Origin of the sequence: Arthrobacter sp. H5, from assembly GCF_000520595.1 — a bacterium.
Classification (GTDB): domain Bacteria; phylum Actinomycetota; class Actinomycetes; order Actinomycetales; family Micrococcaceae; genus Arthrobacter_D.
The window spans coordinates 31,238-45,667 of record NZ_KI915034.1 but is presented as its reverse complement, the minus strand read 5'-3'; the positions used below and the strand labels follow the sequence as shown (position 1 = coordinate 45,667).

Sequence of the window (14,430 nt, the reverse complement as noted above, 5' to 3'; positions counted from 1 at the left end):
TCACATGACGACGACGGCGGCGCCTGCGTCCCGGCGCCACACTTGTGCCTAGGTCCCCAGACCGCATCTGGATCCCGAGACGTGAACTGCCGCGCCGGCGCCATTACACCTTCACCCATTTCCCCGCCGTTACACTTTCACCCATTTCCCGCGGTGCAGCCGCAGAACCAGCGGCCTCCGAACCACGGCAACCTCCTCCACCGCATGACGCATGTTCGCCGCGGCGCGCAGCGCCTGGTGATTGCCGTCGTCGTACATTGCTTCTTCCACCGTGAAGCGTACGGTGATGCGGGGCACGCCGGCCACAATGTCCAACTGGTTCGCTTCGACATTGTGGCCGGAACCAACCGCTGCGATCGCTGATTTCATGACGGCCTCGGGCACCTGACCTGCACGCAGACCGGTGATGTCCAGTTGGGCGCGGAAAGACGGCACGGGTGACGCGGTGGGTTACGCGGAAGCGAACAGTTCGAGCGCCACGTTGTCCGGATCCCGGAATTCCAGGATGAAACCCGCTCCGATGTCCTTGATGCCCCCATGGGTAACACCGAGCCCGTCAAGGAGCGTCACTGCGGACTCCAGATCAGCCCGGCCCGGCATGGCGAGGCTCAGGTGGTCCAGGCCAACCTTGTCCTCGTTATGGCGATCACCGCCGGAAGCGACGGGGCGAAGGCCAAGCAGCCCTCCACCGAAGCTGTAGATCACTCCTCCGAACAGGAACGCGAGCTGGTCCTTGGTTTCCTGATCGGCATCAGCGGGCGGCGCTTCGAACGCCACATCGAAGCCGAAGACGGCGTCGCAGAACTCACGCGATCGATCGATGTCTGTCACCGTGAGGCGGACGTGGGCAAAGTCGGATACAGCAACAGGCATGATGCTCCAATCTCGGGGGCGTTCTCCCACGCTATACCCGCGGGACCGCGCAGACGCCCAAAGTACTAGAGAATCGCAGAGATCCCGGTGATCGCCCGCCCCACTATGAGGGAGTTGATTTCAAAGGACCCCTCGTACGTATAGATGGCTTCGGCGTCGGCAAAAATCTTGGCCATACCGTAGTCCGTGACAATGCCGTTGCCGCCCAGGATGGAGCGGCCCATAGACACGGTGTCGCGCATCAGGGCCGAGGTGTGGGCCTTGGCGAGCGCGGCCTGAGCCATGTTGGCGCCCTCCCGCGCGGACTGAAGCTGTGCAACCTGCGCCATCATGGCCATGCTGGCAGTGGCGTTTCCGAGCATCCGCACCAACTGGTCCTGCACCAGCTGGAAGGACGCCAGCGGCTTGCCGAACTGGTGACGCTCCACCGCATACTGCCGCGCGACGTCGAACGCTGCCAGTTGCTGGCCCACAGCCTGCCAACCAACCAGGATCCGGGAACCCTGCAGCAGCTTCTTGGTGTCATTGAAGCTGTTAATTCCGGCAAAGCGATCAGCCTCGGCCACGCGGACGTTGTCCAGCACAATGTCAGCGTTCTGGACTGTCCGCAGGGCGATCTTGTTCCCGATGACTGTCCGGGTGACGCCGGGCAGCGTCGCCTCGAGGATGAATCCGCGTACTGCACCGTCCGTGGTGTCCCGTGCCCACAGCAGCATGTAATCGCAGAAGGTCCCGTTTCCAATCCAGCGTTTGGCCCCGTTGAGCACCCACGTATCGCCCGTCCTGGTGGCCGTGGTTGCCATCCCACCAGCAACATCCGAGCCGTGCTGCGGTTCGGTGAGCGCAAATGCTCCGGTGATTCGCAGGTCCATGGCGTCCTGCAGGAGTCGGTCCTGTTGGTCGGCGGATCCAAACTGGTGCAGCGCTTCCACAAACAGATCGTGGTGCACCATGAAGAACGTGGCCAGCGAGGTGTCGGCGCGGGTCAGCTCGGCGATGACCATCCCACTGAACAGATGACTGTAGCCCTGCTGCGCCGGCGTGCTCAGGTTGAGTGCGGCCAGTTTCGGCAGCACGTCGGTGGGGAATTCGGCCCGGTTCCACCAGTCGGCGGCATAGGGTGCCACGTCCTTGGCGAGGAAGTCGCGAACATCCTGCAGCTTGGCCTGTTCGGCAGCACTGAGTAGCGCTTCGAATCCGAAGAAGTCAGCGGACGGGAGACTGCTCTCCATTGAGCCGTCCTTTCGGGTAGTTGGGTTTCACTTCGGCGCCATGCGGATGGCGCCGTCCAGGCGAATGGTTTCGCCATTGAGCATCTGGTTCTGAACAATGTGGGATACCAATGCCGCGTACTCGAACGGCTTCCCCAAACGCGACGGATGCGGAACCTGGGCTCCGAGCGAGTCCTGCGCTTCCTGTGGCAGCCCGGCCATCATGGGTGTCTCGAAGATGCCGGGAGCGATCGTCACCACACGGATCAGGGAGCGGGCCAGTTCACGCGCAATCGGAAGGGTCATCGCGGCCACCGCTCCTTTTGACGCAGCATAGGCGGGCTGCCCAATTTGCCCGTCAAACGCCGCCACCGACGCGGTGTTGACGATGACGCCGCGTTCCGGGGATTCGCCGGCCACCGGCTCCGTGGACGCAATGGCCGCCGCAGCCAGCCGGATCACGTTGAACGTGCCGATGAGGTTGATGTTGATGACCTTGGCAAACTGCTCCAGCGGCAGTACGCCGTCACGCCCCAGCACCTTGCCGGGTGTGGCAACGCCGGCGCAATTAACGGCCACACGCAGTGGGCCCAACTCCATGGCAGCGTCAATGGCAGCCTGCACCTGGTCCGGAGCGGTAACGTCAGCGGCCATAAACCGCGCCCTGTCCCCCAGCCCGGCAGCGACGCTTTCCCCGTCCGACTGCGGGAGGTCGAGCAGAACTACGTAGGCGCCGTCGTCGTACAGTCTTTGAGCGGTGGCCCGGCCCAAACCGGACGCACCGCCGGTCACAAGCGCAACTGAACCGGAAATGTCCATCAGATCCTCCTTCTGGGTTCACAACTGCCAACCTGAGCCTACTGTGACCCAGCCCACCAGGCATCCGGGGCGTGCCCGACTGCGCAAAATGCTCAATCGCCGTCAGGTATTGCACGACTAGGGTGTTCATATGCTCACTCCTCCCAACGTCCGGGCACGGCTGGCGTCCGAATCAGTGACAACCGCATTCGGCCGCGGGCTGCTGGGCCTGCCCGGGACGCAACTTGCGTCCACGGCCCTGCCGGGCGCACCCGGCGGGGGCTGGCACTACTGGTGGCAAGCCCACTACCTGGATTGCCTCGTGGATGCGGCGGCCCGGAAGGATGGGGACGACGACGGCGCCCATCGCCGGCGCGCACGCCGCCTGCTGCGCGGCATCTGGCTCCGCAACGGGTTCCGTTGGACCAACTCCTACTACGACGACATGGCCTGGCTGGCTCTCGCTGCCGCCCGGCTGGGTAGCGCCCCGGCTTCCCTGGGCCGCGCACTGGAGTCCGCGCACACCGCAGACCTAGGCGGGGGCCTGTTCTGGAACACTGCGCGTGACTTCAAGAACACGCCGGCCACCGCACCCGCCGCATTGTTCTTCGCCCGGCATGGTCAGCGCGACCGGGCGCAGCAGTTGGTCGAATGGTTGTACGCCCGGCTGTGGGATGCGGAATCCGGCCTGTTCCTCGACGGAATCCGGCTGCGCGACGGTCGTGAGGTTGTGGAACGGACCATCTACAGCTACAACCAGGGCCCGGTCCTGGGTGCGCTGCTCAGCCTCGGCGGCGAACAGAACCTGCGCCGTGCCGCTGACCTCGTTGGCGCCGTCTCGGATGGTCTGACCCTGCCGGGGGGCGCGCTTCGAACCCACGGCGCCGGCGACGGCGGGCTCTTCACCGGAATCCTGGCCCGCTATCTGGCGCTGGCTGCCGGGGCGGACCTTCCGGATAGTGTGCGCGGAACAGCCCGGAGCATGATCACGACCACGGCGGATGCCCTCTGGGCCGGACGCACCGAGCGTACGCTCGACATCAACCCCGGCTGGACACCTGCCCGCATGCTGGCCGGCGCCGGCACCCGGCCCGGAAGCCGCCGTCGTACGTTCCTGGTTTTCCCGTCCTCAGCCGAAGACGTGACCGAGTACCCGACCGCAGCCGGGACCGTCCAGCTCTCCACGCAGCTGCAGGCGTGGATGATTTTTGAGGCAGCCGCCCGCGTCTCCTGAATCGACTCTCCCCAAAGTGACCGTTTCAACCATAAAAACGGGCTGAGAAGGTCATTTTGGGGAGAGTCGATGACAGGGGGTTAGGCGTGCACCGGCTCCGGCGTGGGGAACGACGGCGGATTCACCCCGGCCATCTCCTCCATGACCCGGACAACCTGGCAGCTGTAGCCGAATTCGTTGTCATACCAGACATAGAGGACCAGATTTTTGTCGGTGGAGACCGTTGCCAGGCCGTCTACTGTGCCTGAGCGCCGCGATCCCACAAAGTCCGTCGACACAACGTCGGGTGAATCGATGTAGTCGAGCTGCTTGCGCAGGTCCGAGTGCAAGGACATTTCGCGGAGGTAGTTGTTGACCTCGTCCTTGGTGGTGCCTGTTTCGAGGGTCAGGTTCAGGATGGCGATGGACACATCCGGGGTGGGAACCCGGATGGAACTGCCGGTTAGTTTGCCCTCGAGCTGGGGCAGTGCCTTGGCCACGGCCTTGGCGGCGCCGGTTTCGGTGATCACCATGTTGAGTGCGGCGGAGCGGCCGCGGCGGTCGCCCTTGTGGAAGTTGTCAATGAGGTTCTGATCATTGGTGAAGGAGTGCACGGTTTCCACGTGACCGTGCACCACGCCGTACTTGTCATTGACGGCTTTCAGCACCGGGGTGATTGCGTTGGTGGTGCAGGAAGCGGCGGTGATGATGGGGTCCGCAGGCGTTATGTCACGGTGGTTGATGCCGTGGACAATATTCTTCAACACGCCCTTGCCGGGAGCCGTCAGCAGCACCCGGGCAACCCCGTTGCTCTGCAGGTGCTGCGACAGGCCCTCCTGGTCGCGCCAGCGGCCGGTGTTATCCACCACCAGCGCGTTCTGGATTCCGTACGAGGTGTAGTCGATGGTGGCCGGGTTGTCCGAGTAGATGACCTGGATCCGCACACCGTTTGCCGTGATGGTGTTCGTCTCCTCATCGATCCGGATGGTTCCTTCAAAGGGACCATGCACGGAATCGCGGCGGAGCAGGCTTGCCCGCTTCGCCAGATCCTTCTCCGCGCCGCGGCGGACAACGATGGCGCGCAGGCGCAGCCCGTGACCCCCTCCCGCCTTCTCGATCAGGAGGCGGGCAACCAGGCGGCCAATGCGCCCAAATCCATAGAGAACGACGTCAGTGCTGGTCCGCTCATCCGCGCCGCCGCGTCCAACAATCCCGGCAAGCTCAGCGCGCAGGAATTCGTCCAGGGAGGCGCCGTTCGCTTCGGCCTTGAATTTCTGGTTGAGGCGCGCGATGTCGATGGCCGCCGCACCGGGGTTCAGTTCCGCCAGCGCACGCAGCAGGGGTGCGGTCTCCTCGAGCAGCAGTTCCTCTTTGCTCATGCGGCGGGCAAAGCGGTGCGCCTTGAGGATGTTCATAGTGGACTTATTGATCAGGCTGCGGCCATGAATGCTGGTCACCACGTTGTTCTCGCGGTACAGCCGGCCGATCACGGGAATCATCCCCTCAGCCAGGGACTCCCGGCTCATCCACGTATCAAGACACTCCGTTGGGTCGTGATGCACGACAGTTTCCTCTCAGGCGCCGGAGCTCAAGGTTGTCTTGCCCGACGACGATGTTGGTGGTTTAGCGGCGATCATCCGCAATTCCATTAAACCGCAGCGGATCTGCCGGCGCTGTGGTTTTGGCCGCTAAGTGATGCACCCCACCCGCGGAGTGGAAAATTAGGCTACACATCTGTGACGTAATGTTTGCCAGAAAGCTAAGGGTTGCCTTCCCTTAGCTCTGTGACTCTCATCGATTCCGCGCCGGGCCTGGGACTGCAGGCAAGCGAACTGACCATTTCCTACGGGAAAGAACCCGCTGTCAGCGCTGCCTCCTTCGAGCTGCAACCGGGACGCGTCACCGCCCTGATCGGGCCCAACGGCAGCGGCAAGTCCACCCTGCTGCGGACTATCGCCCGGTTGCACCGCGCCGATTCCGGCAGCGTCACCCTGACCGGAGGGGCGGACATCTTCAGCCTCTCCCCCAAAGGCTTTGCCCGCACCGTCACGCTGCTCGCCCAGAGCAGACCCGTCCCGGCCGGTATTTCCGTCAAGGAAGTGGTTGAGTTTGGACGCCACCCACACCGCGCCCGCTGGACCGCCCGCGACGCCGGAGGAAGCGCCGTCGTCGAGCACGCCATGAACCTCACCCGAACCGCCGAACTGGCAGACCGCCCCGTGACGGCCCTCTCCGGCGGACAACTCCAGCGTGTCTGGCTGGCCACCTGCCTGGCGCAAGACACTGGCGTACTACTGCTTGACGAGCCAACCACCTACCTGGACCTGCACTACCAGGTGGAGATCCTCGACGTGATCCGCGATTTGGCGGTGGACCACGGGGTCACCGTCGGCGTCGTGCTGCATGATCTGGACCAGGCCGCGGCAATCGCGGATCACGTGGTTCTTCTCGATGCAGGGCGAATCATGGCCCAGGGCGCACCGCAGACCGTTCTCACTGGCGAGAATCTTTCCCACGCATACGGCGTCCGGATCGAGGTCAGCGTGGATCTCGACGGCCAGATGCACACGCGGGCGGTGGGCCGCCACAACCAACGGCAACACCGCAGAGAAACTCGTCCTCCGCGCTTCCTGAGCCGTCCATCCCTAGGAAAAGAACAACCAATGAAACAACCCAAGATCCTCGCTGCCCTGGCAGCGGCAACCCTCCTGGCGCTTACCGCCTGCGGCACTACCGAGGACGCCGCCGGAACCGGGCAGGAGCCCACCCCAGCGGCCGGTGAAACCATTACGGTCACCGACGCCCGCGGCAAGGAGATCACCCTGGAAGGGCCAGCCGAGCGTGTTGCAGGCACCGAGTGGAACGTGGTGGAAAACGCCGTCTCGCTGGGCGTCATGCCGGTAGGAGTCGCCGATATTGAGGGCTACAACACGTGGGTCAGCTCCGCCCCGCTGGATGACACGGTGACGGACATTGGCCTGCGCGGGGAGCCGAGCATCGACACCCTTGTTTCCCTGGAGCCGGACGTTGTTCTGGTGACGGATCAGCTCGTGGAAGGCGCTATTGAGCAGATCGAGAAGACGGTGCCCGTGATCGTTATCCCGGGAGGCGACTCGCAGGACAACATAGGGCAGATGTTCAAAAACCTGGACCTGATCGCGAAGATCACCGGCACCGAGGATCAGGCCGCCGAACTGAAGGCCAGCTTTGATTCCAAGGTTGAGGAGGGGAAGGCCGCCATTGAAGAAGCTGGTGCGGCGGGGGCCACCGTGGCGTTCTCCGACGCCTATGTGGACGCCGGCAGCGTCTCCATCCGCCCTTTTGCGCAAGGTTCATTGGCGTCCGATGTCTTCGAAGAACTCGGCATCAGCAACGGCTGGTCCCAGGAAGGCGACCCCGCCTACGGCCTGGCTCAGACCGACGTCGAAGGCCTCACTGCGCTCAGTGAAGACACACGCTTCTGGTACATCGCCAATGACGCGTTCGGTGACCCGTTCCAGGATGAGCTTGCGGAAAATGCCATCTGGACATCGCTGCCGTTCGTCGAATCCGGCAACGTGCACCGCTTTCCCGATTCCATCTGGATGTTCGGCGGGCCAACCTCCATGGAGCAGCTCATCGACGCGGCAGTCGCTGCCGTCACCGAATAGCCATGACACCGGGCACCCTCACCAGCGGGCCGCGTACCACGCCGGATTCCCCGTCCGCGCAGCTCGCTGAGCCAGGTGTCCGGCTTGTGGCCGTTGGCGGCTTGCTCCTCGCCGCGACCATTATTCTTGCCCTCGTCCACATTACGCAGGGCACCTCGACCGTGAACGCCGGGGACATTCTGGGCCTGGTTTTCGGAACCAACGACGACGGCGACACGGCCGCCGTCGTCGCCGCCAGCCGGGTGCCGCGTCTGGTTGCGGGCGTCCTGGTGGGTGTGGCGCTGGGGGCGGCCGGCGCAGTCATGCAGTCGGTGTCGCGGAACGCATTGGCCTCGCCGGACACCTTGGCGGTCAACGCCGGCGCGCACCTGGCGATTGTCGCCGTGGCAGCGATTGGACTGCAGATGCCGTTGCTCGGCGCGGTGGGTGTTGCCTTTGTGGGCGGGCTCGGTGCGGCTGCGTTGGTGCTGGCGCTCTCCGGCACCGGTCAGTCGACCAGCGTCCGGCTGGTGCTGGCGGGCTCGGCGATTGCGCTGGCGTTCAGCGCCCTGACCCACACGCTCCTGATTCTTTTCGCACAGGAAACCCGTGGCTTGTTTGCGTGGGGCTCGGGGTCCCTGGGGCAGAGCGGGATGGATAAGTTTGTGCTGCTGGCTCCGCTCATTGGCGTGGTGCTCGCCGTTCTGCTCGCAAAATCCCGTTCCCTTGACCTGCTCACGCTGGGCGATGATCAGGCGCGGGTGCTCGGCATCAAGGTGAGGGGCACACAGATCCTTGCGGTGGTGCTGGCCGTGCTGCTTGCGGCCGCAGCGGTGACCATCGCCGGGCCCATTGGCTTTGTTGGGCTCGCGGCACCCGCCGTTGTCCGCCTCGCCGCAGCAAAAGTTCCCGGGTTACACCGGCACGTGCCGCTGATCGTGGCCTCGGCGCTGATGGGGATATTCCTGGTGCTTGGAGCCGACGTGCTGCTGCGAGCGCTGGTGGGTGCCGAGGCGGCCGTGGAGGTTCCTACCGGTGTAGTCACCACCATTTTCGGGGCTATCTTCCTGGTGGTCCTCGCACACCGGATGCGAACATCGGGCCCCACGCGCGAGGCGCGTTCAGTGTCCTTGCGGTCCGCGCGCTCGGGGCGGGCCGGCGTCGTCGTCATTATTGTTCTTGCCCTGCTCATGGTGGCCGGGTCCATTGCCGGCCTGTTGCTGGGCGACGCGAAGTTACTGCTGGGCGACGTTGCCAACTGGGTGTCCGGGCAGGCCGGACCAGTGGTATCGAGCGTGATGGATGCGCGGTTCCCACGGGTAGCAGCAGCGCTGCTGGCGGGTGCGTCGCTGGCGTTGGCGGGGACCGCCATCCAAGCGGTGTCGCGAAACCCGCTGGCGGAGCCGTCAATCATTGGTGTCTCCGGCGGGGCCGGGCTTGGTGCGATTGCGGTCATCACCTTTGTACCGCTGGCAGGGTTTTGGGCTGTTGGCGCGGCTGCGGGTGTGGGAGCGGCCGTGGCGTCACTCATTGTGTTTGGGCTGGCGCTCCGGGGCGGTATGCAGACGGACCGGTTTGTGCTGGTGGGAATCGGTGTGTCAGCGGCCGCGATGGCCGGCATAACGCTGCTCATTGTGCTGACCGACCCGTGGAACGAGGCCAAGGCCCTGACCTGGCTGTCCGGTTCCACGTATGGCCGGTCAATGCAGCACCTCATACCGATGACTGTTGCCTTGCTGCTGACGGTGCCGGTCATTGCTTCGCTGCATCGCACGCAGGATCTGCTCTCGTTGGATGAGGACACGCCCAGGTTGCTTGGGATTGCGGTTCCGCGGTCGCGGCTGGTGCTGTTGGTATGCGCGGTGATGCTCACGGGGTCCGCCGTGGCGGGAATTGGCGTGATCGGGTTCGTTGGACTCGTGGCACCTCACGCAGCACGCGCACTGGTGGGCGCGCGGCACAAGCTGGCGCTTCCCACTGCCATGCTGCTGGGTGCGCTGCTGGTCTGCGCGGGCGATCTGCTGGGCCGGACCATGATCGCCCCGGCGCAACTGCCGGCGGGGCTGCTCACCGCGCTGCTCGGGACGCCCTACTTCGTGTACCTGCTCTTCCGAAGCAGGCTGGCCCGCTGACGCTGCCACGATTCCGGTCTTGTCAGACGGTCTTGTTAAACGGAGACGCCCACCGTCGCGGCGCCCACCGGGTAAGCCAGCGCGCGGTGCCGCACGCTTACCCGCACCCGATCGCCGCGCTGAGGCAGTATCGGGGCGGCCACCCGCGCACGCACCGACGTGCCGTTAGGCAGAGAGACGCTGACCAGCGCATCATGGCCTGCATAGGCAACGGAGGTCACCAGGGAGTCACCGCCGGGCGCCACCTCCAACCATTCAGGCCGCAACATCAGGCGCACCGGTTGTCCCTCGGAAGCGAGCGCGCCGTCCGATGCCTCGGCATCGATGGAACCCAGGGGGCAGTCAACGCGGCCATCCGCCCACCGGCCGTCCAGTTCGACGGTGTCGCCAACAAAGGCGGCCACCCACCGGCTGACGGGCCGCTCATATACCTCCCACGGAGTACCCCATTGGAGAATGCGTCCGTCGCGCATCACGGCCACGTAATCGGCCAGGGACAGAGCTTCCTCCTGGTCATGGGTGACGAGGATGCTGGTGTTGGATTGTGCCCGCAGGAGATCGGCCACCTCGCGGCGCAATGATGCGCGAAGCTGCGGATCAAGCGCGGCGAACGGCTCATCGAGGAGCACCAGGTCCGGCCGCGGCGCAAGCGCACGCGCCAGTGCAACGCGCTGGGCCTGGCCGCCCGAGAGCTGCGACGGCGCACGGTCAATGAACGCTGTCAGCCCAACCAGCTCCGCCAGTTCCGCAACCCTGGCTTTGCGGTCCAGCCGTTGCCGCTCCACGCCTCCACGCAGGCCCGCTCCTCGCCGGGTGTCCATTTGCCCACACTGACCAGCACCGAGTCCGGCCCTCCGCGCAGAACGCCCGGTCAGCCCAAAGGCGATATTCTCCCCGACCGTGAGGTGCGGAAAAAGCGAGGCGTCCTGCGGCACCCACCCAACACCCCGTTTCTCGGGCGCGAGCTGCCTGGTTGGCGAGGAGAGCAGTCTTTCACCGACGCGGATGGTGCCGCCGGTCGCGGGCAGCAACCCGGCGATCGCCCGCAGGAGCGTTGTCTTGCCGCAGCCGCTCGGACCCAGCACTGCAGTGAGGCTTCCGCGCGGGATGTCCAGCTGGACGCCGTCGAGCACTGCTGTCTCGCCGTACGCCACATGCAGCCCATCGATTGCCACCCAGCTCACAATTCCTCCTTCGCAACGCCACGGATTCCAGAGAGCACCACTGCCGGGACCGCAGCCAGCACTACCAGCGCCGCAGCATACGGTGCTGCCGCCCCGAACTCGAGCACAGTGGTTCGAGACCATAATTCAGTAGCCAGGGTGGAAATACCTGTGGGCCGCAGCAACAGGGTTGCCGGCAATTCTTTCATGACAGAGATGGCAACCAGCAATGCACCTACGCCGATGCCGGGCAGCGCAAGCCGCGCGGTGACATACCACCAGGTTTTCCATGGTGACAGACCAAGACTCCGCGACACATCCAGCAGGTCGCCGGGGACCGCGGCAATACCGCCGCGCATGGTGCCGATGGCCTTGGGCATGAACAGCACCACGTAGGCGAAGACCAGCACGACGGCGCTCTGATAGAGCGCGGGCACAGCAGCCAGCGCGAAAAACACCAGGGAGAGACCCACCACAATGCCAGGCAGCGCGTGCCCAAGGAACCCCACGGCTTCAACAGCGGCAACGAGGCGACCGCGGTACCGCGCAGCCAACGCGGCGATGGGCAAGGCCAGCAGTACGGCGCCGACTGCTCCGGCTACGGCAAGACCCAGTGTGGCGCCAATTGCCTCGAGGAGCCGCGTAATGTCGAGCTCACGAAGCGTCGCGGCCTGGAGCAGGCGGGAGGTCAGCCCAGCCACGGGGATGACGACGCCGATCAGCGGCACCGACAGGACCAGTACGGTCAGTGCGGCTTTCCATCGCCCGGCATCGCGCAACGCGGCCCGGCCCCGACCCTGTTGACGGATGGATCGGCCGCTGCCGTTTCCGCCGTTTTTCCTGCCGTTCTTCCCGCCTGCAATCTTGGCGTTCCCGCGGAAGCGGTTTTCCGCCGTCACAATCCCCAGTGCCAGGACCACCAGGACCATGGCGAGCAGTGCAGCTTGGTTACGGTTGAAACTGGCCGCGTAGGCAGAATTGATGCCCCAGGTCAGCGTCTGATATCGCAGCATGGACACGAGCCCAAAGTCGGACAGCGTGTACAGGCACACAAGGAGGGCACCGGCAACGGCGGCGGGACGGATCTGCGGCCAGACCGCCGCACGAAACGCGCTGAGCGGACCCCGCCCCAGGGTGCGTGCAACGGCTTCCAAATCGCCCGAACCACTGCGCAATGCGGCTGCGATGGGAAGCGTGACGTACGGCGTGCAGACCGCCGTCATAATCAGCCAGCTCGCCCAAAATCCGTTGAGCGTGGGGAACCACACCAGCCAGCCGTAGGACGCCAGATAGGACGGGACCGCCAGCGGGAGAGCCGAAATCAGGAGCATTCCGCGCGGCGCGGGCAGCTTGACCCGGGTGAGTACCCAGGCGCTGGCCGTGCCCAGCACCAAACACGCAACCGTGACGGCTGCCGCGAGCAGCACTGAGTTAAGCGTGAGCCGAAGTACCTGGGGGCGGAGCAGCGTTTCAGCAATATCGGCCGCGTCCACCTCGGCCGCGCGTGCAACCAGGTAGGCCAACGGAATGGCAGCCACCGCGGCGCATCCCGCTGCAACCACTACGAGCCACACCGGCGCGCCGAAGGGACGCGTCCGCCGTGTGCGGTCGCGTCCCTTCGTGCGGGTCTCCGGACTCATGGTTGCATCGTCGGTGTTCCTAAATCAGCCCATGCTTGCTGAGCAGTTCCTGAGTCACCTCAAGGGACTCCAGGTCCGATAGATCCAGCTCTGGGTTCACCAGCGTGTCAAGGCCGGGAAGCCCCTCGGGTGATTCGACACCCTCAAGCAGTGGGTATTCAAACGTCTCTTCGACGAAGTACTGCTGCGCCTCCTCGGAGACGAGGAACTTCACAAACTCGTACGCCTCCGCGTCCTCGGCGCCGGCCGTCAGCACCCCGGCCCCGGTGACGTTCACGATGGATCCGGCGTCCCCTGCTTCGGGGTAGGAGAGCTGTGCCCGCATGTTTTCCTCGCCCACCTCGGCCGCCTGCGCAAACCAGTAGTAATGGTTGATGAGGCCGGTGTCCACAACACCTTCGTTGACCGCGGCCAGCACCGCACCGTTGTTCTCGAAGATCTGCGGATCGTTGGCCGCCAGGCCGGCAACCCATTCGTCGGCCGCCTCTTCGCCATTGAGCACACGGTAGGCCGTAATGAAGGCCTGGAAACTGGCATTGGAGGGTGCGATCCCCACGCGGCCGGACCATTCGGGCTCGGTCAGCGTGTCCACTGAGGTGGGCACTTCGTCGTCGGCCAGGCTCTCGCCGTCGTACACAATGACGCGGGCGCGTCCCGTGACTCCTACCCAGGTGTCATCCGCGGACGTAAAGCCGGCGGGGACGGTGCCCGTGATCTCCTCGGGCAGGGTGCTGAACAGGCCGGCCGTGCTGAGCGCTCCGAGAGCGCCGGCGTCCTGGGACAGGAACACCTGTGCCGGGCTCTGCTCGCCCTCTTCGAGGAGCAGCGCGCCGAGCTCTGGGGTGTTGGCGTACCGGACCTCAACTTCGATACCGCTCTGTTCCTCAAACATGTCGATGAGCGGCTGTACCAGATCCTCATCCCGGCCCGAATAGACGGTGAGCGCGTCATCGCTTTCCATGGAGGCGGACTCTACGGGTTCCTGCTCTGCTGAAGGCTCCGATGCTGCGCCGCATCCGGTGAGGATAAGCGCGGTGGTGGCGGCGAGTGCCGCGAGTCTGTGTGGTGCTGGCATTGGTGGTCTCCACGAGGTCGAGCTGAGAAGTAAAGGACAGCCTTACCTTACACCGGTGATGTTGATTGCAACATACAAATGTGACGTAATTACGTCACTTGCCTTGCCGCTGTCACCTGGGCGCCCGTTTCTGCGGGTACGGCGCCTCATACCGGGCAAGCATTTCCACGAATGCCTCAATCCTTTTCTCGCGGCCTGCCTGGGTTTTCAGTTGGCTCATCCTAAAGATCAGGGCGAACCGGTTCTGGGATGTCAGCACATCAAACATTGCCTGCGCCTTGTAGTACTTAGTTAGGTCGGAGCTCGCGGTTGGCAGTAGGGGCAGTATCCGGTCCGGACGGCGACGAGGTGTTGAAGCTCGCGGAGGATGCCGTAGAGACTCAGGCTGCCCCAGGCGCTTTTGGGCGTGTCAGGCGCAGTGTGGTGATGAATAAATGGGCGGCGGTGACGAGCGTGGCGTGGTGGTGCCAGCCGAGCCAGGTGCGGCCTTCGAAGTGGTCGAGGCCGAGCCCGGTTTTCAGTTCGCGGTAGTCGTGCTCGATGCGCCACCGGATTTTGGCGATCCGGACGAGTTCCTTCAGCGGTGTCGTCTCCGGCAGGGTGGAGAGCCAGTAGTCGGTGGGTGCGGGTGCGCCTTTGGGCCATTCGGCGAGCAGCCACTCGGCGGGGAGGGACCCGTCCTTGGCGCGGGGGATG

The 14,430-nt window shown here is 64.8% G+C and carries 12 protein-coding genes and 1 pseudogene; 3 read left to right on the top strand and 10 right to left on the bottom strand.

Features of this window, described 5'->3' with window-relative positions:
• Positions 1 to 129 precede the first annotated feature (129 nt).
• From Y708_RS0120305 to Y708_RS0120290, 4 genes are all read right to left on the bottom strand, one after another.
• Complete coding sequence (locus tag Y708_RS0120305) at positions 130 to 435, bottom strand: hypothetical protein (RefSeq protein WP_028281328.1); 306 nt, start codon at positions 433 to 435, stop codon at positions 130 to 132.
• 15 nt (positions 436 to 450) lie between these two features.
• The gene (locus Y708_RS0120300) at positions 451 to 873 is read right to left on the bottom strand and encodes a VOC family protein (RefSeq protein ID WP_028281327.1); all 423 of its coding nucleotides are present in this window, start codon (positions 871 to 873) and stop codon (positions 451 to 453) included.
• 65 nt (positions 874 to 938) lie between these two features.
• The gene (locus Y708_RS0120295; protein ID WP_028281326.1) at positions 939 to 2,105 is read right to left on the bottom strand and encodes an acyl-CoA dehydrogenase family protein; all 1,167 of its coding nucleotides are present in this window, start codon (positions 2,103 to 2,105) and stop codon (positions 939 to 941) included.
• Between the two features lie 27 nt (positions 2,106 to 2,132).
• A complete protein-coding gene (locus Y708_RS0120290; protein ID WP_028281325.1) occupies positions 2,133 to 2,903 on the bottom strand; it encodes a 3-hydroxyacyl-CoA dehydrogenase in 771 nt (256 codons plus the stop codon).
• A gap of 130 nt (positions 2,904 to 3,033) precedes the next feature.
• On the opposite strand from Y708_RS0120290, the gene Y708_RS0120285 reads away from it, so the two are divergent.
• Entirely contained in the window at positions 3,034 to 4,116 is a 1,083-nt protein-coding gene (locus Y708_RS0120285) for a glycoside hydrolase family 76 protein (RefSeq protein ID WP_028281324.1), read from the top strand.
• 80 nt (positions 4,117 to 4,196) lie between these two features.
• On the opposite strand, the gene Y708_RS0120280 is transcribed toward Y708_RS0120285, so the two are convergent.
• The gene (locus Y708_RS0120280) at positions 4,197 to 5,657 is read right to left on the bottom strand and encodes a glyceraldehyde-3-phosphate dehydrogenase (RefSeq protein ID WP_275451125.1); all 1,461 of its coding nucleotides are present in this window, start codon (positions 5,655 to 5,657) and stop codon (positions 4,197 to 4,199) included.
• A gap of 222 nt (positions 5,658 to 5,879) precedes the next feature.
• Here Y708_RS0120280 and Y708_RS31600 point away from each other — a divergent pair, with 222 nt between their 5' ends.
• Both Y708_RS31600 and Y708_RS0120270 read left to right on the top strand, forming a co-directional pair.
• The gene (locus tag Y708_RS31600) at positions 5,880 to 7,745 is read left to right on the top strand and encodes an ATP-binding cassette domain-containing protein (protein WP_343213003.1); all 1,866 of its coding nucleotides are present in this window, start codon (positions 5,880 to 5,882) and stop codon (positions 7,743 to 7,745) included.
• 2 nt (positions 7,746 to 7,747) lie between these two features.
• Positions 7,748 to 9,856, top strand: coding sequence for an iron ABC transporter permease (locus Y708_RS0120270; RefSeq protein ID WP_035777046.1), 2,109 nt, complete (start codon positions 7,748 to 7,750; stop codon positions 9,854 to 9,856).
• A 35-nt stretch (positions 9,857 to 9,891) separates the two neighbouring features.
• Here Y708_RS0120270 and Y708_RS0120265 read toward each other — a convergent pair whose 3' ends face one another.
• The 5 genes and pseudogenes from Y708_RS0120265 to Y708_RS26760 form a co-directional block, all read right to left on the bottom strand.
• Positions 9,892 to 11,040: an ABC transporter ATP-binding protein gene (locus Y708_RS0120265; protein WP_028281320.1), complete on the bottom strand. Its 1,149-nt coding sequence runs from the start codon at positions 11,038 to 11,040 to the stop codon at positions 9,892 to 9,894.
• Complete coding sequence (locus Y708_RS26765; RefSeq protein ID WP_051479232.1) at positions 11,037 to 12,659, bottom strand: ABC transporter permease; 1,623 nt, start codon at positions 12,657 to 12,659, stop codon at positions 11,037 to 11,039. The genes Y708_RS0120265 and Y708_RS26765 overlap by 4 nt, the downstream gene beginning before the upstream one ends.
• A 19-nt stretch (positions 12,660 to 12,678) precedes the next feature.
• On the bottom strand, positions 12,679 to 13,734 hold the full coding sequence (locus tag Y708_RS0120255) for an iron ABC transporter substrate-binding protein (protein WP_028281319.1): 1,056 nt from the start codon (positions 13,732 to 13,734) through the stop codon (positions 12,679 to 12,681).
• Between the two features lie 112 nt (positions 13,735 to 13,846).
• Positions 13,847 to 14,014 (bottom strand): annotated as a pseudogene (locus Y708_RS28775) (YdeI/OmpD-associated family protein); the annotation flags it as partial.
• A gap of 100 nt (positions 14,015 to 14,114) precedes the next feature.
• The coding region (locus Y708_RS26760) for a transposase (RefSeq protein WP_035777045.1) at positions 14,115 to 14,430 on the bottom strand (316 nt) is incomplete at its 5' end.